This window comes from Isoptericola cucumis (assembly GCF_014635665.1).
Classification (GTDB): Bacteria; Actinomycetota; Actinomycetes; order Actinomycetales; family Cellulomonadaceae; genus Isoptericola; species Isoptericola cucumis.
Genome location: NZ_BMDG01000013.1, coordinates 23939 through 49233, shown reverse-complemented (window position 1 = coordinate 49233; position 25295 = coordinate 23939). Strand labels below are relative to the sequence as shown.

The 25295-nt window shown below is 75.1% G+C and carries 22 protein-coding genes; 6 read left to right on the top strand and 16 right to left on the bottom strand.

The features are described 5' to 3' along the window. Positions 1-50 precede the first annotated feature (50 nt). Positions 51-1076 (top strand): sigma-70 family RNA polymerase sigma factor, encoded by a 1026-nt coding sequence (locus IEW03_RS17070; protein WP_188524914.1) that lies wholly within the window; start codon positions 51-53, stop codon positions 1074-1076. A 43-nt stretch (positions 1077-1119) separates the two neighbouring features. Beyond that, entirely contained in the window at positions 1120-2109 is a 990-nt protein-coding gene (locus IEW03_RS17065; protein ID WP_188524913.1) for a 5'-3' exonuclease, read from the top strand. On the opposite strand, the gene IEW03_RS17060 is transcribed toward IEW03_RS17065, so the two are convergent. From IEW03_RS17060 to IEW03_RS17045, 4 genes are all read right to left on the bottom strand, one after another. Next, positions 2106-2810 (bottom strand): VOC family protein, encoded by a 705-nt coding sequence (locus IEW03_RS17060; RefSeq protein WP_188524912.1) that lies wholly within the window; start codon positions 2808-2810, stop codon positions 2106-2108. The two genes, IEW03_RS17065 and IEW03_RS17060, sit on opposite strands and share 4 nt — an antisense overlap. A gap of 40 nt (positions 2811-2850) precedes the next feature. Beyond that, positions 2851-4026: a macrolide family glycosyltransferase gene (locus IEW03_RS17055; protein WP_188524911.1), complete on the bottom strand. Its 1176-nt coding sequence runs from the start codon at positions 4024-4026 to the stop codon at positions 2851-2853. Between the two features lie 47 nt (positions 4027-4073). Further along, on the bottom strand, positions 4074-6743 hold the full coding sequence (locus IEW03_RS17050) for a phosphoenolpyruvate carboxylase (protein WP_188525012.1): 2670 nt from the start codon (positions 6741-6743) through the stop codon (positions 4074-4076). Positions 6744-6904: 161 nt separating this feature from the next. Continuing rightward, positions 6905-7729, bottom strand: coding sequence for a hydroxymethylpyrimidine/phosphomethylpyrimidine kinase (locus tag IEW03_RS17045; RefSeq protein ID WP_188524910.1), 825 nt, complete (start codon positions 7727-7729; stop codon positions 6905-6907). Between the two features lie 48 nt (positions 7730-7777). On the opposite strand from IEW03_RS17045, the gene IEW03_RS17040 reads away from it, so the two are divergent. Then, positions 7778-8569: a deoxyribonuclease IV gene (locus IEW03_RS17040; protein WP_188524909.1), complete on the top strand. Its 792-nt coding sequence runs from the start codon at positions 7778-7780 to the stop codon at positions 8567-8569. A 78-nt stretch (positions 8570-8647) separates the two neighbouring features. After that, positions 8648-9043: a helix-turn-helix transcriptional regulator gene (locus tag IEW03_RS17035; protein ID WP_188524908.1), complete on the top strand. Its 396-nt coding sequence runs from the start codon at positions 8648-8650 to the stop codon at positions 9041-9043. Between the two features lie 290 nt (positions 9044-9333). On the opposite strand, the gene IEW03_RS17030 is transcribed toward IEW03_RS17035, so the two are convergent. Both IEW03_RS17030 and IEW03_RS17025 read right to left on the bottom strand, forming a co-directional pair. After that, positions 9334-10020 (bottom strand): response regulator, encoded by a 687-nt coding sequence (locus IEW03_RS17030; RefSeq protein WP_188524907.1) that lies wholly within the window; start codon positions 10018-10020, stop codon positions 9334-9336. Next, positions 10017-11228, bottom strand: coding sequence for a sensor histidine kinase (locus tag IEW03_RS17025; protein ID WP_188524906.1), 1212 nt, complete (start codon positions 11226-11228; stop codon positions 10017-10019). The genes IEW03_RS17030 and IEW03_RS17025 overlap by 4 nt, the downstream gene beginning before the upstream one ends. Before the next feature lie 172 nt (positions 11229-11400). Between IEW03_RS17025 and IEW03_RS17020 the strand changes: the two genes are divergently transcribed. After that, complete coding sequence (locus IEW03_RS17020) at positions 11401-12324, top strand: ABC transporter ATP-binding protein (protein WP_188524905.1); 924 nt, start codon at positions 11401-11403, stop codon at positions 12322-12324. Then, complete coding sequence (locus tag IEW03_RS17015; RefSeq protein ID WP_188524904.1) at positions 12321-13130, top strand: ABC transporter permease; 810 nt, start codon at positions 12321-12323, stop codon at positions 13128-13130. Before IEW03_RS17020 ends, IEW03_RS17015 begins: the two co-directional genes overlap by 4 nt. 21 nt (positions 13131-13151) lie before the next feature. Here IEW03_RS17015 and IEW03_RS17010 read toward each other — a convergent pair whose 3' ends face one another. The 10 genes from IEW03_RS17010 to IEW03_RS16965 all read right to left on the bottom strand — a co-directional run bounded on the left by IEW03_RS17010 (position 13152) and on the right by IEW03_RS16965 (position 25293). Beyond that, on the bottom strand, positions 13152-15062 hold the full coding sequence (locus IEW03_RS17010) for a cation:proton antiporter (RefSeq protein ID WP_188524903.1): 1911 nt from the start codon (positions 15060-15062) through the stop codon (positions 13152-13154). Positions 15063-15079: 17 nt separating this feature from the next. After that, positions 15080-15916, bottom strand: a complete 837-nt coding sequence (locus IEW03_RS17005; protein WP_188524902.1) for a DNA/RNA non-specific endonuclease — start codon at positions 15914-15916, stop codon at positions 15080-15082. Positions 15917-15980: 64 nt separating this feature from the next. Next, a complete protein-coding gene (locus IEW03_RS17000; RefSeq protein ID WP_188524901.1) occupies positions 15981-17918 on the bottom strand; it encodes an outer membrane protein assembly factor BamB family protein in 1938 nt (645 codons plus the stop codon). Positions 17919-18001: 83 nt separating this feature from the next. Next, entirely contained in the window at positions 18002-18226 is a 225-nt protein-coding gene (locus tag IEW03_RS16995) for a hypothetical protein (RefSeq protein WP_188524900.1), read from the bottom strand. Between the two features lie 105 nt (positions 18227-18331). Further along, positions 18332-19351 (bottom strand): cytochrome d ubiquinol oxidase subunit II, encoded by a 1020-nt coding sequence (locus IEW03_RS16990; RefSeq protein ID WP_188524899.1) that lies wholly within the window; start codon positions 19349-19351, stop codon positions 18332-18334. Next, a complete protein-coding gene (locus IEW03_RS16985; protein ID WP_188524898.1) occupies positions 19348-20625 on the bottom strand; it encodes a cytochrome ubiquinol oxidase subunit I in 1278 nt (425 codons plus the stop codon). Before IEW03_RS16985 ends, IEW03_RS16990 begins: the two co-directional genes overlap by 4 nt. A gap of 97 nt (positions 20626-20722) precedes the next feature. Continuing rightward, on the bottom strand, positions 20723-21973 hold the full coding sequence (locus tag IEW03_RS16980; RefSeq protein ID WP_188524897.1) for an ABC transporter permease: 1251 nt from the start codon (positions 21971-21973) through the stop codon (positions 20723-20725). After that, positions 21970-22866 (bottom strand): ABC transporter ATP-binding protein, encoded by an 897-nt coding sequence (locus IEW03_RS16975; RefSeq protein WP_188524896.1) that lies wholly within the window; start codon positions 22864-22866, stop codon positions 21970-21972. Before IEW03_RS16975 ends, IEW03_RS16980 begins: the two co-directional genes overlap by 4 nt. Before the next feature lie 367 nt (positions 22867-23233). Further along, a complete protein-coding gene (locus IEW03_RS16970) occupies positions 23234-23920 on the bottom strand; it encodes a response regulator (RefSeq protein WP_371870636.1) in 687 nt (228 codons plus the stop codon). After that, positions 23917-25293 carry a sensor histidine kinase gene (locus IEW03_RS16965; RefSeq protein WP_188524895.1) on the bottom strand — a complete coding sequence of 459 codons (1377 nt, stop codon included), beginning with the start codon at positions 25291-25293 and terminating at the stop codon, positions 23917-23919. Before IEW03_RS16965 ends, IEW03_RS16970 begins: the two co-directional genes overlap by 4 nt. Between the last annotated feature and the right edge of the window lie 2 nt (positions 25294-25295).

Below are 25295 nucleotides of genomic sequence, written 5' to 3'. Positions count from 1 at the left end.
CCCCGCCGGAGCCCTGTCGAGTGTCGGAGGGCCGTCGTACCGTGTGACGCGTGACACGTTCACCTGAGGTCGAGACGCTCAGCCGCCCGGACACCACCACCGACGAGGACGTCGGCGCGCTCCTCGAGCCGTTCCGCGGCGAGCTCACCGGGTACTGCTACCGGATGCTCGGCGGCGCGTTCGAGGCCGACGACGCCGTGCAGGAGACCATGCTGCGTGCCTGGCGCGCGTACGACCGGTTCGAGGGCCGCTCGTCGCTGCGCTCGTGGCTGTACCGGATCGCGACCAACGTGTGCTTCGACCACCTGGGCTCCAGCAAGCGGCGCGAGCGGCCGATGGGCCTCGGCGGCGCGCAGCCCGCGGAGGAGCAGTACTTCGGCGACGTCCTGCCGGAGGAGCGGTGGGTCGAGCCCGTCCCCGACGACGCGGTGCTGCCGCGTGCGGGCGACCCCGCGGACATGGCGGTCGGGCACGAGTCGATCCGGCTCGCCTTCGTCGCCGCGCTCCAGCACCTGCCGCCCCGCCAGCGCGCGGTGCTCGTGCTGCGCGAGGTGCTGCGCTGGTCGGCGGCGGAGGTCGCCGCCCTCCTCGGCACCACCGTCGCGTCGGTCAACAGCGCCCTGCAGCGCGCCCGCGCCACCCTCGGCAGCAAGGCGCTGCGTCGCGACGCCGGCGAGGACGGTCGCGGCGACGGCTGGACGCCCGTGGACCAGGAGCTCCTGGAGCGCTACCTCGACGCGTTCGAGCGGTACGACATGGACGCCCTGGTGAAGCTCCTGCACGAGGACGCCGTGCTCAACATGCCCCCGTACACGATGTGGGTGAGCGGGCGCTCGGAGGTCGTGCGCTGGATGCTCGGCGCGGGTGCGGGCTGCCGCGGGTCGCGCTGCCTGCCGGTGCGCGCGAACGGGTCGATGGCGTACGCCCAGTACCGCCAGGACCCGACGGGCGGGTGGTCGCCGTGGGGGCTCGCGGTCCTGGAGGACGACGGCGGCGGCCGCATCACGGGCATCACCACGTTCCTCGACACCGCCACCTGGTTCCCCCGGTTCGGCCTGCCCGCGCGCCTCGACTGACGGGCGCACGCCGCGCCGCCGCGGCGGATGGGAGGCTGTGGCCATGAGCCTGATGCTGCTCGACACCGCGAGCCTGTACTTCCGTGCCTTCTACGGTCTGCCCGACTCGTTGCGCTCCCCCGACGGCAGGCCCGTCAACGCGGTGCGCGGGCTGCTGGACATGATCGCCTTCCTCGTCACCGAGCACCGGCCCGACCGGCTCGTGGCGTGCTGGGACGACGACTGGCGCCCCGCGTTCCGCGTCGACGCGATCGAGTCCTACAAGGCGCACCGGGTGGCCCGGCTGACGCCCGCCGGCGAGACCGACGTCGAGGAGGTCCCCGACGCGCTCACGCCGCAGGTGCCCGTCATCGTGGACGTCCTGGCCGCCCTCGGCATCGCGCGCGTGGGCGCCCCCGGATTCGAGGCGGACGACGTCATCGGCACGCTCACCGCCCGGCAGCTCGAGCGCTCCGCCGCCGCGGCCATGCCGGTGCCCGGGGTGGCGGGGGTCGTCATGCCGGCGGGCGTCGACATCGTCACGGGAGACCGGGACCTCTTCCAGCTGGTGGACGACACCGCGGGCGTGCGGGTGCTGTACCCGGCGCGCGGGGTGCGCGATCCGGACGTCGTGGACCAGGCGCGGATCGCGGAGAAGTACGGGGTGCCGACCGGGGCCGCCTACGCGGACATGGCGATCCTGCGCGGCGACCCGTCGGACGGGCTGCCCGGCGTGCCGGGCATCGGGGAGAAGACGGCGGCCAAGCTGATCGACGCGTTCGGCAGCCTCGACGCGATCCGCGCCGCCGCCCGCGACGGGGCGCCGGGGCTGACGCCCACCCAGCGCCGGCGGCTGATCGACGCCGCGGACTACCTCGACGTGGCGCCCGTGGTGGTGCAGGTGGCCCGCGACGCGCCCGTGCCGGACGTGGACGACGCGCTGCCGCGCGAGCCCGCCGACCCCGCCGCGCTGGACGCTCTCGTCGAGCGCTGGGGCATCCGCTCGAGCGTGGACCGGGTGCTGGCCGCGCTGGCCGGCTCGACCGCCCGCTAGCTCGGCGTCGGGAAGACGCAGAACTCGTTGCCCTCGGGGTCGGCCATGACCGTCCACGAGATCTCGGCGTCCGGGCCGCGCAGCACCTGCGCGCCCCGGGCGACCAGGTCGCCGGTGGTGACGCCGTCGCCCAGCGTCACGTCCCAGTGCACGCGGTTCTTCACCGTCTTGGGCTCGGGCACCGGCACGAAGTCGAACGACTCGAACGGCACGCCCGCACCCTCGTCCAGGTAGGCGTAGCCCTCGTCGTCGTCCATGGTCAGGACGCCGCCCAGCAGCCCGTGCCAGAACTCCGCCACCGCCCGGTAGTCCGCGCAGTCGACGACGACGTCCTTGAGGCGGTAGTCGGGCACGTCGTCGGCCGTGAACACGCAGAGCTCGCCGCCCTCCGGGTCGGCGATCACGGTCCAGAGGAACTCTCCCGGCTCGGTGAGCTGCGGGCTCGCCGGGAAGTCGTCGAGCGACGCCGCGCGGACGTCGAGGTGCACGCGGTGCTTGACCGTCTTCGCCTCGGGGACCGTGTTGACCCACACCGTGCGGTGCGGGTCCGGCTCGCGGCCGGGCTCGGGCACGTCGCGCAGCGCCACGTCGCCGTCGTCCAGCGACGCGGCCTCCAGACCCAGCGCGCGCGCCCAGAACGCCCCGAGCACCGTGGCGTCGGTGGCGTCGATGCACAGGTCCTTGAACGTCACGAGCGTCATCTGCCGAGTCTAGGACCGCCGCCGGGCCCCGGCCCCGCGGTCAGCCGAGCATGCCCTCGATCAGGTCCGCGGCGCGGGTCGTGCCGCCCTCGGCCCGGACCTCGGCCCGCAGCTGCGCGGACCGGCGGGCCACCTCGGGGTCGGCGGCGAGCCCGAGCAGGGCCGAGCGCAGCGCGTCGGCCGTCGCGTCGTCGGTGTCGATCCGGCGCGCGACGCCGAGCTCGACGAGCCGGTCGGCGTTCATGAACTGGTCGACGGCCTGCGGCACCGCGATCATCGCGACGCCGGCGAGCAGCCCCTCGCTGCTGCCGCCCATCCCGGCGTGGGTGACGAAGGCGTCCGCCTGCTCCAGGATCGCCCGCTGCGGGACCCACGAGTGCACCTCGACGTTCGACGGGAGCTCGCCGAGGTCGGCCGCCTCGAGGTACTTGCCGATCTGCAGCACGACGTGCCAGCCGGGCAGGTCGCCGAACGCCGCGAGGCACCGACGGTAGAACTCCGGCTGGCGGGTGTACGCGGAGCCGAGGGAGATCAGCAGGACCTTCTGCGCACCGGCCGGCCGGCGCCACTCCTCCTCCGCGGCGCGGACGTCGAAGCAGGGGCCGACGAACGTGACCGTGCCGGTGTCGACCCGCTCGGCCTCCGGCTGCATCGCCTTCGGGATGGTCGCGAGTACCGTGCCGGGCGCTCCGGGGAAGACGTCCACGTCCGTCGTGGTGGCCCCGTTCGTCGCGAGCCACCGGGCGAACTTCTCCCGGTACGCGTCGGCCCCCGGGAGCTGCCACAGGGGCGCCGCCACCTCCTCGGCGTAGCCGTCCCAGGCGACGAACGTCGGCGACAGCTGGACCACCGGCCTCCCCTGCGACTCGCCGAGCGCCCGCGCCGAGTACCCGCCGATGTCGTACAGGTAGAGGTCGGCCGGGTCGTCGTCGTAGAACGCGTGCAGCTGCGGCAGCGCCTGGATCTGGTCGTCGAGGAACGTCTCCATCGCGCCGATGGCGTCCTCGGGCCAGTCGTTGTCGGCGACCGGCAACGTCGACGTGACCGGCACCAGCTCGGCCCCGGTGGACGCGACGAGGTCGGCCACCGGGGCGTCGTTCGCGTACGTGACCCGGTGGCCGCGGGCGACGAGCTCCCGGATGATCTCGAGGCTCGGCAGGACGTGGCTGACGGCCGGGACGCCGACCATGGCGATGTGGGCGGGGCGACGTGGCATGCGCCCAGCGTCGCAGCGTCCCGGCCGGGCGACCAGCGCTTTTGTCGTCAGCCCGTGTTCTGCAGCCCGGCGGAGACGCCGTTCACGGTGAGCAGCAGCAGGTGCTGCCAGCGGTCCTTGTACCCGCCGTCGACCCACTCGCCGTCGTCGACGCGCAGGCCCTCGCTGGCGCCCTTGCTGCGCAGCGCGCGCAGCGCCCGCACCTGCAACAGCGACAGGGCGTCCACGTACGGGGAGCGCAGCTGCACGGCCCGGCCGAGCACGCGGCGGTTGGCGAGCGGCCACTCGTTGCCGGTCACACGCAGCACCCACTCGCGGGTGAGGCGCAGCTCGTCGAGCACCAGCCGGGCCAGGTCGTCGCGGTCACCGAGCGCCAGGTACTGGGCGGCGATGTCCTCCTGCGTCTTCGCGAGGCCCATGTCGACGGTGTCGAGCAGCGTCGTGAACAGCGGCCAGTCGCGGTAGGCGGCCTGCAGCTCCTCGAGCCCGCCGGGCTCCTCGCCGGCCGCGCGCAGCGCCGTGCCCAGGCCGAACCAGCCGGCGAGGTTGATGCGCGCCTGCGACCAGGAGAACACCCACGGGATGGCCCTCAGGTCGTCGAGCGAGTTGACCGACAGGCCGCGCTTGGCGGGGCGGGAGCCGATCGGCAGCAGGCCGACCTCCTCCAGCGGCGTCACCTGGGCGAACCACTGCGGGAAGCCCTCGGACTGCACCAGGCCGTCGAAGGCGGCGCGCGACGTCACGTCGAGCGTCTCGGCGAGCGGCGCGAACCGCTCGCGCGCCTCGGCGTTGCGCTTCTCCACCGTGGGCGCCGAGGCGAGCAGCGTGGCCGCGGCGACCTGCTCGATGTGCCGGGCCGCGATCGTCGGGTCGCCGTAGCGGGCGAGGATGACCTCGCCCTGCTCGGTGAGCTTGAAGCGCCCGTCCACCGAGTGCGGGGGCTGCGCGAGCACCGCCCGGTTGGCGGGGCCGCCGCCGCGGCCGAGCGAGCCGCCGCGGCCGTGGAACTGGGTGAGCGTGATGTCGTGCCGCTGCGCCCACTCGGCGATCCGCGACTGCGCCTTGTGCAGCGCGAGCGTCGCGGCGACGGGCCCGACGTCCTTCGACGAGTCGGAGTAGCCGAGCATGACCTCCACGCGGCGGCCGTTCTCCGCGAGGCGCCGCTGCACCTGCGGGAACTCGAGCATCGCCTCGAGGATGTCCACCGAGTTCTCGAGGTCGTCGAAGGTCTCGAACAGCGGGACGGCGTCGACGACGGGGGCGTCGTCGGTGCCGTCGAACGCGAGCTCGGCCAGCCGGTAGACGGCGGCCAGGTGCTCCGGCGCCTGCGTGAACGACACGATGTAGCGGCGGGCGGCGCGGATGCCGAACCGTTTCTGCACCGCGCCCAGCGCGCGGTAGGTGTCGAGCACCTCGCGGGTGCGGTCGGTGAGGTCGCCGTGGACGCCCTTCTCCTCGATCTCGGCGAGGGCGGCGGCGTGCACCTGGGAGTGCTGGCGCACCTCGAGCTCCGCGAGGTGGAAGCCGAAGGTCTGCACCTGCCAGACGAGCTTCTGCAGGTCGCCGTACGCGGCGCGGGGCGCGCCGGCCTCGACGAGCGAGGCCTGCACGACCTCCAGGTCGGCGACGAGCTCCTCGGGCTCGCGGTAGCCGAGGTCGGCGTCGCGGCGGCGCGTGGCGGCCACCCGGCCCGCGATGGCCAGCACGGCGGCGCGGTGCGGCTCCCGCGGCGAGTCGGCGGCGGCCTGCGTGACCAGCTCGTCCGACAGCTGCCGCATCCGCTGCCACAGCGCCTTGAGGTCGGACGACGCGGGGGTGCCCTCCTCGTCGAGCGTGAGCTTGCGGCCCGTCTCGCGGGCGGCGGACTCGAGGGCGCTGAGCGCGTGCTCGGCGGCGAGGGTCGCGGCCTGGCGCGTGACCTCGGCGGTGACGTTCGGGTTGCCGTCGCGGTCGCCGCCGATCCAGGAGCCGAGGAAGACGAACGGCCGCGCGACGGGCGCGGTGCGCCCCGCCTCGCCGTCGAGCAGCCAGTCGTCGAGCCGGCGGTACACCTCGGGGAAGGTGCCGAAGAGTGTGGCGTCGAAGACGCCCATCGCCGTCTTGACCTCGTCGATCACCGACGGCTTGCGCTCACGGATGGGCGAGGTGCGCCACATGGTGTCGATCTCGGCGACGAGCCGGCGCTCGTTCTCGGCGAGCGACGTGCCGCCGGGGCGCGTGATGTCCCGCTCGGCCAGCAGCGTGGAGACGCGCCGGACGGCGCCCGACACCGCGCGCCGGCGGGCCTCCGTGGGGTGCGCGGTCAGCACGGGGCGGAACTCGAGGCCCTCGAGGCGGCGCAGCGCCTCGTCCCGGCCGACCTCCTCGGCGAGCTGCGTGAACGCCTGCGGCAGCGAGTCGTCGACCGCGCCCGGCGTCGTGGAGGCCTCGCGGTCGCGCAGCACGCGGACGCGGTGGTACTCCTCGGCGAGGTTCGCCAGGTGGAAGTAGCAGGTGAAGGCCCGGGCGACCTGCTCGGCGCGCTCCAGCGGGAAGCCCGCGACGACGTCTGCCGCCTCCGCCAGCGTCGCGCCGCCGTCGTGCGCCCCGTAGGCGCGGATGGTCAGCTCGCGCAGGCGCTCCACGTCGTCCAGCAGGCCCTGCCCGCCGGCCTCCCGCAGCACCGTGCCGAGCAGCCCGCCCAGCAGGCGGATGTCCTCGCGCAGCAGGTCGGGCATCTCGTGGCGCGCGACCACACGTTCGGTCGAGCCGGTGGTTCCCTGGTTCTCGCTCACGGGACTAGAGGGTAAGCCGAACCGGGCTTGAGGCGTTCATGGCGTCCGCCAGGTGACCCCGATGCCTCACGGCGGCGCCGCCCCCGCGGCCCTCACCTGCGGCGTCAGCCGGTGTAGGCGCCCTGCCACACCGTGTCGAAGGGGGTGCGCGCCTCGACGCGGGCCTCGATGCCGCGGGTGACCATGTCCTTGGCGACCTGGACGGCGGCGCGGACGTCGGTGCCCTTGGCGAGCTCCGCCGTAATCGCGGCGGCGAACGTGCAGCCGGCGCCCGAGACGCGCTCCTCGCCGACCTTGGGGACGGCGAGGACGGTGACCTCCTCGCCGTCGAACAGCACGTCGACGGCGTCCGGGCCGGCGAGCTCGACCCCGCCCTTGGCGACGACGTAGCGCGGTCCGCGGCCGGTGTCGAGGAGGGCGTGGATGCGGCGGGCGGCCTCGGCGAGCTCGTCGACGGTGGTGATGTCGTCCATGCCGGCGAGGGTCTTCGCCTCGAAGAGGTTGGGCGTCACCACCGTCGCGAGCGGCAGCACGCGCTCACGCAGCGCGGTGTCGGTGTCGAGGGCGGCGCCGGGCTCCTGCCCCTTGCAGATCAGCACCGGGTCGAGCACCACGTGCCGCCACGGCTGCGCCTCGAGGGAGCGGGCGACGACGTCGATCGTCGCGGGCGTGCCCAGCATGCCGACCTTCACGACGTCGAGCGCGTGCGTCGACGTGGCGGCCTCGACCTGGTCCGCGATGACCTGCGGGTCGACCGGCACGAACCGGTGGCCCCAGTCGTGCTTCGGGTCGAACGAGACGATGCAGGTCAGCGTGCCGACGCCGTAGGCGCCCAGCTGCTGGAAGGTCTTGAGGTCGGCCTGGATGCCGGCCCCACCCGTGGCCTCGGAACCGGCGATGACGTACGCGAGCGGCGGCGTAGAGCTCATGGTGGCCCAGCCTACGACGCTGTCAGCACCAGTCCGTAGGGTGAGGGCATGAGCGTGAAGATCGGGGCCCACGTCGACCGGACCGACGCCGTCGCGGAGGCGAAGCGGATCGGGGCGGACGTGGTGCAGGTGTTCCTGTCCGACCCGCAGGCGTGGAAGGTGCCGCCGCTCGACCACCCGGGCGGTGCCGAGGCGTTCCGGGAGGAGACGACGGCCGCCGGCCTCGACGTCTACGTGCACGCGCCGTACGTCATCAACGTCGCGTCGACGAACAACCGGATCCGCATCCCGAGCCGCAAGCTGCTGCAGCAGATCATGACCGGGGCCGAGGCGATCGGGGCCAAGGGCGTGGTGGTGCACGGCGGCCACGTGACGGCGAACGACGACCCGGCCACCGGCTTCGACAACTGGCGCAAGGCGATCGACGCGCTCGAGACCGACGTGCCGGTGCTCATCGAGAACACGGCCGGCGGCGACCACTCGATGGCGCGCCGGCTCGAGCGGATCGAGCAGCTGTGGGCCGCCGTGATGCAGGCGAACGGTGCGGAGAACGTCGGGTTCACGCTCGACACCTGTCACGCCTGGGCCGGCGGGATCGACCTCGCCACGGCCGCGGACGACATCCGCGCGATCACCGGGCGCATCGACCTCGTGCACGCCAACGACTCCCGCGACGCCGCGGGCTCCGGCGCCGACCGGCACGCCCACTTCGGCGACGGCAACATCCCCGCCGAGCAGCTCGTCGGCGTGATCGCCGCGGCCGGCGCCCCGGTCGTCTGCGAGACGCACGGCGACATGGGCCCCGACATCGCCTGGCTGCGGGAGCGCCTGACCGCCTGACGACGCACGCACCCGTCCTTGCACCTGCTTGTGGACGACGGACGACGTCCTGCCGCCGTGACGGGCATGCTGCCTGGCATGACGAGGCCCGCCCGCACTGCCGCCGTCCCGTCCGCCTCCGCTCGGCTCGGCATCCGGCCGTTGCCCGACTCCGAGCTCGTCGTCGACATCGACGACGCCGAAGGGGGCCCGGGTGCCCCGCGGGATCGCCGCCGCCGCGCGCCGACGCTCCGCGAGGACGGGCTGGCGATGGTCGCGGCGGGCGCCGTCCGGCTCGAGAGCGCCCGGCGCGGGATCTCCCAGCAGCAGCTGGCGTGGGAGCTGGGGATGTCGCGCACTGCCGTCTCGGCCCGGTTCACGGGCCAGGTGCCGTGGAGCCTGGACCAGATCGGTCAGATCGCCCGGCTCTTCGGCTGCCGGATCGTCGATCTCCTCGTCGAGGCGCCCAACCTCCGCGGGATCGTGCCCTGGTGAGCTGCCCGCAGGAGTCGAGCCGGCGGCCGGCCCTCGCGAGCGCGGAGGCACGGGGGTTGCGTTTCGCCGCCTGTCGGCCCGGCGGGGACGCCGACACCGCAGCAGCACCCGATCCCGGCGTGCGGGCAGTTCCCGGAAGCCGGGAATCCGTCAGGCTGGGCGGGAAGCGCCCGCGCGACCGGAATCGGTGCCGCCTGGCCGACGCGGATCCCGGAGATCCGACAGTGGCCGAAACGACCTCTCCCCGCCGACGGGGGGCCGACGGGGGGCCGACGGGAGCCGACGGACGGTCAGCCGGCGAGGCCGGCGTCGTGCACCACGATCGCGGCCTGGACGCGGTTGGCGGCGTCGAGCTTGGTGAGGATGCGCGAGACGTGCGTCTTGACCGTCGGGACGCTCATGTAGAGCTCGGCGGCGATCTCCGCGTTGGACAGTCCCCGCCCGACGGCGAGCGCCACGTCCCGCTCCCGGTCGGTGAGCCCCGCGACGCGCGCCGCGGCGACCCGTCGCCCGTCCGGCGCGGAGCCGCGGGTGACGGCGGTGATGAGCTGCTCGGCGACCCGGGGCGACAGCGTCGGCTCGCCCGCCGCGGCCGCCTGCACGGCGGCCACGAGCCGGTCGGGCGGCGTGTCCTTGAGGAGGAAGCCCGCCGCCCCCGCGCGCAGCGCCTCGAGGATCATGTCGTCGGTGTCGAAGGTCGTGAGCACGATGACGCGGGAGGTCCCGCCGGCCACGAGGCGCCGGGTCGCCTCGATGCCGTCCAGCCGCGGCATCCGGATGTCCATGAGCACGACGTCGGGCTGCTCCCGGGCGACGACGTCGAGCGCCTCCAGCCCGTCACCCGCCTCCGCGACGACGTCGAGGCCCGGCCCGCCGCCGAGGATGAGCCGCAGGCCGGAACGCACCAGCGGGTCGTCGTCGACGAGCACGACGCGCGTCGTCGAGGAGGCGTCGATGTCGGTCACCGTGTCGGTCATGACGCCCACGGTAGCCAGGCGTGCAGGACGAACGCGCCGCCCGCCTGTCCGTACACGAGGCGCCCACCGCTCAGCTCGGCCCGCTCGGCCAGCCCCAGCAGGCCGAGGCCGGACGCCGGGGGCACGGGTTCGGGCTCCCGTGCCGGGCCGACCGTACGCACGGGGTTGCGCACCCGGAGCTCCAGGCCCTCGCCGGGCGCCCCCTCCACGCGTACCGTGACCGGCGCCCACGGCGCGTGCTTGCGCGCGTTCGTCAGGCCCTCCTGGACGATGCGGTAGGCGTGCCGGCTCACCGACTCCGCCAGGCCGTCGAGCGACCCCACGGCCCGCACCAGGTGCACCTCGACGCCGCTCGCACGGGCCTCGGCCAGCAGGTCGTCCAGGTCCTCCAGGGTCGGCTGCGGGGCCTCCGGCCCGGCCTCGACCGGATCCGCCGACGGGTCACGCAGCACCCCGAGCACCTCGCGGAGCTCGGTCAGCGCCGCGTGCGCGTTCGACTGCACCACCCCCGCGGTCTCCGCCACCTTCTCGGGCGGCAGGTCCGTGCGGTACGCGAGCGCCCCGGCGTGCATCGCCACGAGCGACATGCGGTGGGCGAGGACGTCGTGCATCTCGCGCGCGATGCGCGCCCGCTCGGTGGACCGCGCCTGCGCGACGCGGCTCGTCTGCTCGCGCTCCGCCGTCTCCGCCCGCTCCCGCAACGACTGCAGGTGCTCGCGGCGCAGGCCGATGTACGCGCCGATCCACACCAGCAGCGCGTACGACAGCGTGCCCGCGATCACGTCGAACAGTGGGCCGTAGCCGTCGGTCGGCGGGTGCGTCCTCCCGTAGACCCAGCCCGCCACGTTGAAGACCACGCCCAGGCCCACGATCGCCCACCACCGGCGCGTCGTCGCCAGGGAGATCGCGGCGATCGCCGAGGCCCCCACCACCGTGATCGACACGGCGCTCGCTGCCGCGAGCAGCAGCGCGATCGTCAGGGGCGCCCGTCGGCGCAGCAGGAGCAAGGGCAGCCCGCACAAGCCGACAAGGAAGTCCACCGCCCACAGGTCCGGCGGGAACACCCGCTGTCCGGTGTCGTACTCCCACGCGATGGCGAGCAGGCCGACCAAGCCGGCGAACGCCGCCAGGAGCACCCGCCACACCTCGCCCCACACGTGGGCGGCCCGCGAGCGAGCGGGAGCGCGGGCGGATGCGGGGTCGGGCATGCACCGAGACTAGGCACACGGCGGAGCCCGGGCATCCGTCGTCGGGCGACGACCGGCGGTGCCCGGGTCGTCCGAAGGGATGACCCGGGCGTCACCGCAGGTCCGCCCGGGCCCCCGGACTCCATCCTTCCGGCCGACGCGCGGGCCCCCGCCGCCACGGGAGCGTAGGGGCATGATCACCGTGGAGCACCTGACCAAGAGATACGGCCCCGTCGCGGCTGTGGACGACGTGTCGTTCACCGTCGAACCGGGCCACGTCACCGGCTTCCTCGGGCCGAACGGCGCGGGGAAGTCCACGACCATGCGCATGATCTGCGGCCTGACCCCGGCGACGTCGGGCAGCGCCCGCGTGCTCGGCAAGCCGTTCACCGCGCTCAGCAACCCCGGCCGCCGCGTCGGCGTGCTGCTCGACGCCGCCGCCCAGCACTCCGGCCGCACCGGCCGCGAGGTCCTGACCCTGGCCGCGATGATGACCGGCGTCGACCGCGCCCGCATCGACTCGACGCTCGACGTCGTCGGCCTCACCCAGCGCGAGGCCGCCCGCCGCGTCGGGCAGTACTCCCTCGGCATGCGGCAGCGGCTCGGCCTCGCGTCGGCGCTGCTCGGCGACCCGGAGGTGCTGATCCTCGACGAGCCGGCCAACGGCCTCGACCCCGCCGGGATCCGCTGGATGCGCGACCTCCTGCACGACTTCGCCGGCCGCGGCGGCACCGTGCTGCTGTCGTCGCACCTGCTGCGCGAGATGGAGCAGGTCGCGGACCGGCTCGTCGTCATCGGCCGCGGCCGCATCGTCGCGCAGGGCACCAAGGAGGAGCTGCTGCGGCAGGCGGGCGCGTTCGTGCGCTCCACCGACGACGCCGCGCTCGCCGAGGCCCTGCGGCGCGCGGACGTCGGCGTCGAGGCGCTCACGACCGGCGGCCTGGCCGTCGAGGCCGAGCCGCTGGACGTGGGCCGCGCGGCCGCGGCGGCGGGCGTCGTGCTCGCCGAGCTGCGTGCCGCGGACTCGCGCGGGCTCGAGGAGCTCTTCCTCGAGCTCACCGCCGACGACGCGCGCGAGTCCGCGACCGTCCACACCCGTCAGGAGGTGCCGGCATGACCGCCACGACCCCCGCCGCCCAGGCCCCGACCCGGTCCGCCGCGCGCGCCGGGGCGGAGGTCCGCCCGCTCACGTTCGCGACCCTCACGCTCGTCGAGTGGCGCAAGCAGCTCGACACGCGCGCCGGCCGCTGGCTGCTGGCCGTCATCGCCCTCATCACCGCCGGCGTGCTCGCCGTGATGGTGGCGGTCAACGGCGGCAACCACTCGTTCAGCGCGTTCCTCGTCGCGACGAGCACCCCGATGGCGATGCTGCTGCCCATCGTCGGTGTGCTGGCGGCGACGTCCGAGTGGTCGCAGCGCACCGCGCTGGTCACGTTCACCCTGGAGCCGCGGCGCACCCGCGTCGGCATCGCCAAGGTGGTCGGCGCGATCGGCTCCGGGCTCGCCCTGCTGGTCCTCGCGGTCGGCCTCGCGGCGCTCGCCCACCTGGTGGTCGTCAGCTTCCGTGACGCCGACCCGGCCTGGGACGTCACCGCGCAGAACGTCGCCTACCTCGCGATCTCGGTCGTGCTGTTCATGGCCCAGGGCGTCGGGTTCGGGCTGCTGCTGCGCAGCACCCCCGCGGCGATCGTGACCCTGCTGCTGATGCCGACCCTGTTCGGCATCGTGGGCGGCCTCGTCCCGGGACTGGCCGACGCGCTGCCCTGGATCGACCTCGGCACCGCCGGCGAACCGCTGCTGTTCGGCGCCGCCCTCGACGCCCAGGGCTGGGCACAGCTCGCGTCGGCGTCCGCGATCTGGGTCGTCGCGCCGCTCGTGGGCGGGCTGTGGCGCGTCGCGCGCAGCGAGATCTCGTCGTCCTGAGCCGTCATCCTGACCGGTGGCTCAGTCGCCGGTGTGGTGACCCCGCATCTCGACCGCCATCTGCTCGGCGTCCAGGAGGTCGAGCGACCGCTGCAGCAGCGCGGAGTCGTACTTCCCCAGCGCGCGGGCCTCGAGGAGGGCCGCGCGCTGGGCCGTGATCACGGCGAGGCGCAGCTCGAAGAACTGCGCCTGGAGGTCGTGGGAGGCCGCCTCCTCCTCGTCCTGGTCGTGCTGGTCGCGCAGGACGACGTCCCGCACCCGCTCGATGACGTACGGCGCGTACGGCGAGCCGTCGGGGCGGCTCAGGCCGGGCTCGGTGAGCATCCGGCCGGCGGTCCCGTCGACGATCTCGCGCAGTCCCGCCGTCCCCTCCTCCAGCCGGGGTGACGGGACGCCGGCGAGCCCGAGACGTCGCACGACCCACGGCAGCGTCCCGCCCTGCACCAGGAGCGTCCCGACCGCCACCCCGACGGCCACGAGGATCAGCAGGGAACGCTGCGGGAAGTCCGGCGGCAGGGTCTGCGCCGCCGCCAGCGTCACGACGCCGCGCATGCCGGCCCACACGAGCACCACGCCCTCCCGGGGCCCGAGCGGCGCCGCGAGCAGGTAGTCGACGTCGGCCAGCCGCCGCGTGAACCGGCGCCGGAACTCCGCCGCGCGCGCCGTCATCCGCGAGCGCTGCCGCTCCCGCTGCTCCTCGGTCAGCGAGTCCTTGCGCCGGCGCGCGGCCTCCATCCGGCGGCGCTGCCGCGCGGCGTCGCCCCTCCCTCGCCGGCCGCGGGGCCCGCCGGGCAGCCGCGCGGCGTCGTCCCGCATGGACCGGGCCATCGCGAAGGCGGCGTCGGGCGTCAGGACGCCGTCGGCGTCCGCGAACGCCTCGAGCTTGGCGGCCACCACCTGCTGGTTGCGCTCCACCGTGCTGCGGAGGTGCCCGGCGCGCTCCCGCTTGCGGGCGAGGTAGCGCAGCAGCGGCAGCACGAACAGCGCCCGCACCACCACCACCCCCACGGCCCCGAGCGTGGCGACGCCGAACGCGAGCCACAGCGACCCGTGCTCGGCGCGCACCTCCTCGACCAGGCCGAAGACCTGCAGCCCCATGGCGAGGAAGAGCCCGCCCTCCAGCAGCGTCTCGATCGTGCGCCAGTTGCTGTGCTCCGCGACGCGGTCCTGCGGGCGCAGGAACCGCGCCGACCCGGCGCTCGTGACGAGCCCCGCCGCGACGGACGCCACGATGCCGGACGCGTCGAGCGCCTCCGCGGGCAGGTAGGCGGCGAACGGCACGACGAACGACACCGCCGTCGACAGCGCGGCGTGCTCCAGGTGCTTGCGCACCAGCAACCCGACCCAGCCGACGACCAGGCCGAAGACGACCGCGACGAGCACCGCCTGCGCGAAGTCCCCGACGACGCCCCAGAACGACACGCTCGCCGCGGTGGCCGCGATCGCCGAGCGGAGCAGCACCAGGGACGTCGCGTCGTTGAGCAGCCCCTCGCCGTCGAGCATGACGACCACCCGCTGCGGTGCCCCGAGCTTCTTGATGATCGACGTGGCGACGGCGTCGGTCGGGCTGACGATCGCCCCCAGCGCGATGCCGGCCGCCAGGTCGACGCCGGGGATCACCCACGCGAAGACGAACCCCATGACGGCGGCCGACAGCACCACGAGCAGCACCGACATCCCGCCGATCGCCGTGAAGTCGCGCCGGAAGTCCATCGACGGGAACGACGCCGCCGACGCGTACAGCAGCGCGGGCAGCACCCCGGCGAGGATCACCTCGGGGTCGATCTCGATCGCCGGGATCGCGGGGACGAAGCTCACACCCACGCCGATCAGCACGAGGAGCAGCGGGGCGGCGACCCCGGCGCGGGGTGCGAGCGCGGTGACCGCGATGACGACCACGGCGGACGCGACGGCGATCAGCAGGGTCTCCATGGCGACCAACGTAGGCCTCAGACGACGATGGCGCCGGGCCCCGCCAGCTCGCGCCACGTGTCCGGGGCCGGCCCGGCGGCCCGTGCGGCGGCGGGCAGCACGTCGGCCGCCACCAGCGGGCCGAGGTCGAGCGCGGTCAGCGCGGCGACGTCCGCGACCGGCACCTGGAAGGTGCGGAACGGGCCGAGCGGCGGCAGCTCGCCGTCCGCGAGGGCGCGGGCCGTGACGGCGCGCAGCTCGGCGTCGTCCAGCTGCGGGGTCTGGTCCAGCACGAACGCGGCGGCCCGCAGGGGCCGGGACCAGGCGGCGACCTTCCAGAAGCGGCGCGGGATGCCGACGCCGCGGTAGACCGGGTCGTCGGCGGCCAGGACGGTGCCGGTGTGCACGACGAGGCGGTGCTCGTGCACCTGGGCGTACTCGAGGACGTGGTCCTCGAGGCCGTTCCACAGCTCCTGGGACTGGTTGAACCGGCCCACCTGCGGGGCGGCGTTGGTGTAGACGAACGTCGCCTCGCCGGCGCGGCGCGCCTCGTCGCGCGTGCCCCACATCGGGTCGCGACGGCGCACCAGGTGCCCCCGGTCCAGCGCGTTGCGGTGGTAGAGCTCCGGGCCCGCCTGCTCGGCGGCGGGCGCCTGGTCGTCGAGGCGCCAGGAGCCGGTCCGAGGCAGCGGCTGCAATCGTCCGCCGTCGACGGTCACGGCGGTGGCGGCCGCGAGCCGCCGGCGCGGGTCGAGCAGCACCGTGAAGTGGGGGTGGTCGAGCTGCCGCAGCTCGCGGTCGGGGTCGGTCGGGGTGGGCAGCGGCACGCGGAGCGCGTCCTGGGGTCCGAGGAACGCGGGGTCGTAGCCGGTCACGGTGGTAGCCAACCATCCGCCGAGGTCAGGGGCACGCGCAGCGAGCGCCGGACGGCGTCCCGCGTCAGCCGAGGCCGACGATCTCGGTCGGCGTCCACCGCAGCAGGTGGCCGTCGACCGCCAGGTGGACGCCCCACTCCTGGCCGTCGGTCCGCTCGGTCCAGAGGTCCTCGCCCGTGGTGACGTCCACCGCGAGCCAGTGCACCTGGTCGGCCTGCGGCCCGCCCGCCACGACGAGCACCGCGGCGCGGCCGTCCGTGAACGCCGCGTCCACCACCTCCGGCGAGAAGCCCCGCGAGTAGGCGGTCTCGATCCCGTCGAGCAGGTCCTCGCGGGACCACAGCTCCTCGCCCGTGGCGAGGTCCAGCCCGTGCACCGCGCGGTCCTCGTCCACCACCACCGCCACCTGCGACGTGCGCGCCGCGAACGCGGCCGCCTCGAGATCGCGCGACCACAGGTCCTCGCCGTCCGCGTCGACCGCGACCACCGCGTCGTCACGGCGCAGCAGCTGCACGTCCTGGCCGCCGCCGTCGCCGCTCATCGGCACCAGGTAGCTCCCGTCCAGCGCGTGCCGCCGCTCGCCGTCCGGCCCGAGCAGCCGCGCGACGGGCTCCCGGCCGTCCTGGCCCGCGGCCGCCGGGTCCGCCTCCTCCTGCGCCACGAACCCGCCGCTGCCCAGCGGCCAGACGGCGAACCCCTCGAAGGTCGTCGGGTCGTCGGTCCGGTCGAGGCGGTCGCCGTCGCCGGTCAGCCAGGCGTCGATGCCGCAGCCTGCCACCCACAGCAGGTCCTGGCGCACCAGGGTCTGCACCCCGCCCCGCAGCTCGACCCCCGACACGGCGCCGTCGTCCGACCAGCGCACGCACAACGACGGGTCCACCGTGCCGTCGAACGGCACCGTCCGGCTCCAGCGCTCCTCCCCCGTCGCCGCGTCCTCGAGACGCACCTGCAGGTCGTAGCCGTCCTCGATCACCGGTCCGCCGTCGCCCGCCATCAGCTCCTCGACCGAGAGCCGTTCCAGCCCGCGCTCGGCGCCGTCCCGGCCGGGCTCGTCCGTGCGGGCCTCCCCCACCCACCGCACGACGACGAGCCCGCCGTCCGGGCCGGGGAACAGCATCGTGTGCGACGCCATGACCGTCCGCGACGCGAGCACCGTGCCGTCCGCGTCGACGACGGTCACCGTGCTGCGCTCGCGGGTGTCGGCCTCGACGTCGGGGTCCGCGTCCCCGCCGGACCCGCCCGTCGCGGACACGCAGACGATCTGGTCGGCCGACGCCATCTGGAAGCTGCGCGACCACAGGTCCATGCCCGGCCCGCAGCCGCTGGCCGCGTCGGGCAGGCGGGCGCTCCACCGGCGCTCCCCGTCGGCCGGGTCGATCCCCAGCAGCCGGTCACGGTGCTGCACCGCGACCACGCCGTCGAGCACGCCCGCCAGCCCGCCCGGCAGGTCGCCCTCCGCCCCCACGCGCCACAGCTCGCGGGGCTGGTCCACGAGGTCGAGCACACCGCCCGGCGCCGCACGCAGCGCCTCGAGCCGGCCCCGGTCGCCCACCGTGTCCACGACCAGCGCCGTCAGCGCGAGCGCGGCGACCACGACGACGGCGACCAGCCGCCGGCCGCGCAGGACGTCGTGCACCCGGCGCGCGGCGACCCGCAGCCCGCCGTCCCGGGGGCCGTCCCCACCAGCGCCGTCCGGGCCGTCGTCGAACGGTGGCTCGGCATCGGCGTCCAGGTCGGGGTCGGGGTCGAGGTCGATGAGCAGCGTCGAGGACTGCCCGCCCCGGGCCGCGACGACGCGCGTGGAGCCCCGTGCCCGCACGCGACGCGAGGAGCGCCACGGCCGGCCGGAGCGCCCCGTCGCCGCCGGGTCGCCCGCGGGGCCGTCTGCCGAGTCGTTCGCGGGGGCGCCCGTCCCTCCGCCCGCAGGGTCGTCCGCCTCGGGCCCCTCCGGCTCGAGGTCGAACGTGTAGGCGTCGGAGTCGCCGCCGCGTCGTCGGGCCACCCCCCGAACCTACGCCGAGCGGGGGTCGCTCGCCCCGCCCGCGGTGGCGTTCGGAGCCCGTGTTTCACCCGCTCGGCGCCAGCTCAGGCGCGGCGGCGCTCCGTGGACCGGGTCACGACCAGCTCGAGCAGCGCCGTCTGCGCGCGTCGACGGCGGTCGGCCGGGTCGACGGTGAGCAGGTCGCCGCGCGTGGGGCGCCGGACGGCGTCCACCGGCGGCGCGTCCACCGGCGGTGCGTGCGGCGGCCGGGCGGGCGACGGGCGTGGCTGGCGGCTCGCACGGGCGAGCGCCGACGGGTTCGCGTCCATGAACGCCTCCTCCTCGCGGCCCCGGTGGCCGCACGGCCCCATCGTGCGCGGCCCGCATGTCGGCGGTGTTGCCGCCCGGTGACGATGCCGCGTCCGGGCCGTCCGTCAGAGGAAGACGGCGGTCTGCGGCCCGAGCGGCCGCAGCAGCACCCGCCAGCTCACGGTCTGGGCCACGAGCACCGCGGCGAACGCGCCGAGCACCGGCCACGTCAGGTCGTGCAGCACGCCGGCCGGGGCCGCCATCGCCAGCACCTGCGGGCCGACGACGGCGGCCGTCGCGACCACCGGGGCCAGGACCAGCGCCGGGCCCGCCCACCGCACCGCCGGCTGCCGGTGCTGGCCGCGGTCCAGGTCGAAGCGGGCCGCGAGCGCCAGCGCCGCCGCCGCGAGGAGGGCGACGGCGCCGACGACGGCCGACGTCGTGCCCAGGGTGGCGACGCCGAGGGCGCCCAGCGCGCCGACCGTGGCGAGCCCCGCGGCCGGCACGAGCGCGGTGCGCGCCCGGCGCCGGGCCCCCGCGGCCAGGGCCTCCGGCGCCCGCCGGCCGACGACGAGCCCGCCGTGCACCCGCGCGGCCACCGCCCACAGCGCCGCCAGGAGCACCGGCAGGCCGAGGGTCAGCAGGACGACGGTCCCCGCGCTGCCCCGCTCGGCGGCCAGGACGTCCGTGAGCCCGACGGTCACCCCGGGAGACACCGCCGACAGCTGCACCCACGCGATCCCGGCGAGCGCGCCGAACGAGGCGGGGAGCGCCACGCTCGCGGCCTGCGCGGCGACGTCCCAGGCGCGGCGCCACCCGGGCGCGTGCAGGCGGCTGCGCAGCCACAGCGCGGCGTCGCGCACCGCCCAGGCCGCGATCAGGGCGACGACCAGCGGGTAGCCCGCGCGCCAGAGCGTCGCCTCGACGTGCCCGAACGCGGCCAGCAGCACGCCCGCGGCGGCGACCAGCCACACCTCGCCGAGCAGCAGGATGGGCGCGAGGGACGCGAGCACGACCCGGCGACGGGCGTCGTCACGACCGCCCACCGGGCGCACCAGCTGCACCCCGCCCTGGACGGCGCCGTCGAGCACGGCCCAGCCGGCGAGCAGGACGGCCAGCAGCAGGCCCCAGCCGAGGGGGTTCATCGGGTGCCTCCGAAGGTGAGGAGCTCGGTGCGGTCGGGGTCGCGGAGCGCGTCGCCGGCCGGGGCGCCGAGCGCGAGCCGGTCGGCGCCCCGGCGGGCGAGGTGCGTCATGACCGCCCAGTCGACGACGGCGAGCACGAGCATGACGCCGACCAGCACGACGAGCGACGTCACCACCTGCCCGGCCGGGGCGTCGGTCACGGCGTCCTCGGTGCGCAGCACGCCCTCGATCGCCCACGGCTGGCGGCCCACCTCGCGCGCGACCCAGCCGAGCAGCGCGGTGAGGAACGGCAGCGGCAGCAGCACGACCAGCACCGCGTACAGGCCCCGGCGCAGCGGCCGCCACATCCGGAACAGGGCGTTGCCGGCGAAGAGGACCACGAGCCCCGCGCCGACGAGGAACGTCAGGTACGCGACGACCTCCATCGTCAGGTAGGCCGTGCCGATGACGCCGGGCGCGTTCGCGAGCGACTTCTCGGCGTCGAGGTACGAGTACTGCCCGAAGCCGAACGAGATGGCGAGGAACGCCCCGACGGTGCCGGTGACGACGCCGGTGCGCATCGACCGGCGCCACAGCTCGTTCTCGGGCGACATCGTCGCGCCCGGCAGGCCCGCCGCGACGACCCCCGGCATCCGGGACGGCGCGCGGCGCAGGTGCCAGGCGCTGACCCCGACCAGCAGGAACGCCCCCGCCATCAGGCACGCCCCCACGACGTGCAGGCCGGACAGCAGCGCGGCCGGGTTGGTCACCAGCGCGGCGGCGTCGGTCACGCGCGCGGTGCCGTCCACCATCTCGAAGCCCACCGGGTGGCGCATGAAGCCGTTCGCGACCATCACCGTGAACGCCGACAGGTAGCCGGTGAGCACGACCAGCCAGAACGCGGCCGTGTGCGCCCACCGCGGCAGCACGTGCCAGCCGAACACCCACAGGCCGAGGAAGGTGGACTCCAGGAAGAAGGCCGCCATCGTCTCGATCACCAGCGGCGCCCCGAAGACCCCGCCCCCGACGTCCAGCAGGCCCGGGAAGTTCAGCCCGAGCTGCAGCTCCATGACGATCCCCGCGGCGATGCCGAGCGCGTAGTTGACGAGGTAGAGCTGGCCCCAGAACCGGGTCGCGCTCTCGAAGACCGCGCGCCGCTCCGGCCGGCGGGCGAGCGCCCACCGCGTCTGGAAGACCGCGACGACCGGCCCGAGCCCCAGCGTCACGAGGACGAAGAGGAAGTGGGTCCCGGCCAGCAGCGCAAACTGCAGACGGGCGGCGTCGAGGGTGGTCACGAGAAGGACGCTAGCGCCCTGAGCCGCGGAATTCCGCGGCTCAGGGCAACTTCGGGGGGCATCCCTGAGCCCTTTCGGGGGTCACCCCTACCCCGGCTCACGCCGAGGCGGCCAGCGCGCGCTTCCAGCTGATGCGCCCGCCGGTCTGCAGCAGCGCCCCGCGGTACGCCCGCTCCCCCACGAGCACGGCCACGGCCGTGAACGCGAGGAGGATCAGCAGGGACACGATCGGCTCCCACCACAGCGTGTCGCCCGACAGCACCCGCACCGGCATCGAGACGACGTTCGCGACGGGCACGTACGACAGCACGGTCTCGAAGGCGCCGCTGGCGGAGAACGTCATGAAGTAGACGCCCATGACGGCCATGGTCATCGGGGTGGTGGTGTGCTGCAGGTCCTCGGCCCGGGACGCGAGCGCCCCGGCGACGGCGTACAGGGCCGCGAGCCCGAGGAAGCCGACCGCGAAGAAGAGCACGAACCACAGGAGCGACGCCGACAGCGCCGGCAGGATCGCCGACGTCGGCGTGAACGACAGCGCCACCAGGCCTACGCCCGCGAACACGACGTTCTGCGCGAGCGCGACCACCGAGCTGCCCAGGATCTTGCCCACCAGCAGCTGCCGCAGCGGCACGGCCGTGGCCATGATCTCCACGAGCCGCGACTGCTTCTCCTCCACCACGCTGCCCGCGATCATCTGGCCCGCGCCGATGACGCCGATGAAGAACAGCAGCGCCAGCGCGAAGGACGCGAAGAACAGCGTCTGCGAGTCGACGGCGCCCCCGTCGATCTGGTCGGTGGTCAGCGACGCACCGGCCGTGAGCTCGGCGACGGACGTGCCCGCCGCCTCCGCGTTGCTCTCCAGGTTCTGCTGCTCGACGCCCGCCGTGACCAGCTGCGTCAGCGAGCCGTCCGGGTCGCCCTGCCCGGTGAGCACCCAGCCGTCGCCGCCGTCCGCGGGGTGCAGCCAGGCGTCGGCGTCGCCGTCGGCGAGCGCGGTGCGCGCCGCGTCGGCGTCCGCCACCTCGAGGGTCGTGAGCTCGGTGCCGCCGCCCTGGGCGTCGGCGACCGAGGCCGCCGAGGTGACCGACGCCGTGGCCGCCGCGTCGTTCTCGCCGACGGCGACGGTGAAGCTGTCGGTCTGGCTGCCCTGCCAGGCGAAGAACGCCGCGAGCGCCGCGATGATCGCGACCGACACGAGCAGCCCGACGAGGAACGCCTTGTTGAGGGCGCGCACGACGATCTCGCGCCGCATCACGACGAGCCACGCGCCGCGGGTGCCCTCGGTGTCGTCCGCCGCTGCCTGGCTGCGCTGGTCGGAGCCCGGCTGGAGGGTGGGGGTGGTGGTCATGCCGTCACCTCGCGGTAGATCTGGGCCAGCGTGGGCCGGAGGGGGGTGAGCTCGCGGACGCCGCCGCGCTCCAGCGCGGTCGCGAGGAGGCGCTGCACGGCCGCGTCGTCCGCCAGCTCCAGGAGGGCGACGGAGCCGTCGACGTCCACCGCGTGCACGCCGGGCACGCCGCGCACCCAGCCGGCGTCGCCGTCCGCGACGAAGCGGTGGCGCAGCCGCCCCGCCTGCTGCAGCTCGGCGGGGGCGCCGTCGGCCATGACCCGGCCCGACTTGAGGATGACGAGCCGCTCGCAGAGCCGCTCCACGAGGTCGAGCTGGTGCGAGCTGAACAGCACCGGCACACCGCGGGCGGTGTGCTCGGCGAGCAGGTCCACCATCCCGTCGACGGCGGCGGGGTCGAGGCCGCTGAACGGCTCGTCGAGGACGAGCAGCCGCGGGGAGCCCATGAGCGCGGCGATGATCTGCACGCGCTGCTGGTTGCCGAGCGACAGCTTCTCCACGTGCTCCTTCGACCGCCCGGCGAGGCCGAGACGGTCGAGGTGGTCCAGGACCTCCGCCTTGGCGCGGGCCGCGGGGATGCCCCGCAGCCGCGCCAGGTAGACGAGCTGGTCGAGCACCGGCTGCTTGGGGTACAGGCCGCGCTCCTCGGGCATGTACCCGAAGGTGCGCCGGTCGGCGCGGGTCACGGGCCTGCCGCCGAACCGGACCTCGCCGGCCGTCGGGGCCAGGACGCCCATGATCATGCGCATGGTGGTCGTCTTGCCGGCGCCGTTGCCGCCGACGAAGCCGGTCAGCAGCCCGGGCGGGGCAGCGAACCTGACGTCGTCGACGGCGGTCAGGTCACCGAAGGTGCGGGTGAGCCCGCGCACCTCGAGGGAGTCCGTCGTCGTCATGACCACGAACCTACGGAACGCGGGGCTGGAGCGTATCCGCCGCGGGACGGAGATCCGGGCTCCACCCACCGGCTGAGCCGCGCAGCTCAGGCGGTGTCCACCAGATCGGCTCGCGGCGACGGGGTGCCGTTCTCGAGGGTGCCGGCAGGGCCCGAACCGTACCGTTCCCGCCGGACCGAGTCCGGCCCAGCAGGCAATTCCCGTAGTGCAGGATCGATGCCGCCCGAGCGCTAGCCAGGCCGCGTGAACGGAAGATGCCCGCGACGCGGGAGTGCGTACGGGTGAGCGGTCACCGTGCCCGCTGGGCCGACACCGCTCGACAAGACAACTCCTCCGCCGCGACGACTCGCCGGCCGGGTCGGACGGCTCAACCGTCGCCCACGGTCCGGTGGTAGAAGACGACGGCCTGCACGCGGTCGCGCAGGTGCAGCTTCGACAGCACGTTCGACACGTGCGTCTTGACCGTCGCCTCGCCGAGGAACAGCTCGCCCGCGATCTCGGCGTTGGACAGCCCGCGCCCGACCAGCACCAGCACCTCCTGCTCCCGCGGGGTGAGGAGATCCAGGCGCGGGTCGGCCGGCGGCCCGGTGGGCGCGGGCGACGGCACGGCGCCAGAGGCGACCATCCGCTCGATGACGCGGCGGGTCACCTCGGGCGCGAGCAGCGCGTGCCCGGCGGCGACGGTCCGCACGGCGTCGACCAGCCGGTCGGCGTCGGAGTTCTTCAGCAGGAAGCCCGACGCGCCCGCCGTGAGGGCGTCGTGCACGTAGGCGTCGTCGTCGAACGTCGTGAGCACCAGCACCTTCGCCAGGTCCTCGGCGACGATCCGCCGGGTCGCCTCGATCCCGTCCATCACCGGCATCTGCACGTCCATGAGCACGACGTCGGGGCGCAGCGCCCGGGTCTGCTCGACGGCGGCGGCGCCGTCCGCGGCCTCGCCGACGACCTCGAGGTCCGGCTCGACGGAGCAGATCATCGCGAAGCCGGAGCGCACCAGCCGCTGGTCGTCGACGAGCAGCAGCCGGGTCGGGTGGCCGGTCGACGGGCCGGTCACGGTCGCTCCTCGGGCAGCGGCAGTCGCACCCGGACACGGTAGCCGCCGGTCGTGCGCGGTCCCACGTCCGCGACGCCGCCGTGGGTGGCGACGCGCTCGCGGATCCCCAGCAGGCCCATCCCCGTGCCCGACGACCCGGAGCGCGGCCGCCCGTCGTCGAGCACCTCGACCTCGGCGTACCCGTGGGGGAACCGCTCGACGTCGGGCGACCCGCGGTCCACCTCCCGCTCCACCCGCACGACGACGCTCGCCCGCCGTGCGGTGGAGTGCCGGCGCACGTTCGCGAGGGCCTCCTGGGCGGTGCGGTACAGGCTGAGCCCCAGGGGCCCGGGCACGCCGTCCGCCGCCCCCGGGTCCGCGACGACGCGCACCTGGACGTCGAGGCCGTCGGCGGCGTCCGCGAGCCCGGGGATGTCGGCGAGGCCCGGCTCCGGGGCGCGCGACCCGCCGTCGCCCGGCTCGTCGTCCATCCCCCGCAGGGTGCCGAGGAGGCTGCGCATCTGTGCCACCGCCTCGCGGGACTCGCCCTCGATGGTCTCGAGGGGCGCGGCGGCCGCACCCGGGTCGCGCGCGAGGAGGCGCCGCGCCGCGGCGGCCTGGATGCCGATGACGGACACGTGGTGCGCGACGACGTCGTGCAGCTCGCGGGCGATGCGCAGCCGCTCGGTGACGACGGCCTGGCGCTGCAGCTCCGCCGTCTGCCGCTCGATGGTCTCGGCCTGCACGGCGAGGCGCTCACGCCGGCGGGCGGCGTGCCACATGAGCTGGCCGGCCACGGCGGCGCCGTAGAAGTAGGCGAAGTTCACCAGCAGGTTGTAGAGGGTCACCGCGAGGGCGGGGTTGACCGAGCCCGGCTGCTCGTCGGCCAGGCCCATCTGCTCGACGATGCCCTCGACGCCCGCGCCGACGGCGAACTGCCACGTCAGCCAGGCGAACATCGCGAACAGGGCGGCGCCGACGACGAGGACCATCGCCTGCCGGTCCCGCGCCCAGGCGACGGCGCTGAACAGCGCGACGAAGTAGACCACCTGCAGCGGCGCGAGGATCGTCACCATCGGGACGGTCAGCCCCACCACGAGGAAGTGCACGTACACCACGGACAGCACCACCAGCGGGTACCGCCGGCGCCAGACCAGCGGGGCGGCGCCCGCGGCCGCCAGCAGGTACAGCAGCCAGGGGGGAGCCGGCTCGTCCTCGAAGTACCCGATGCTCCGGCCGAGCTCGGTGCCGACGACGGAGACGACGACGAACGCCAGCCCCAGCCAGGCGTCGTTGCGGAAGGCGCGGGGCGGGTCGGCGGGCACGCGCACCCAGTCGGCGTCGATCCCCCACCAGTCGGCGAGGCGGGTGGTCCACCCTCGGTGCTGCGGCATCC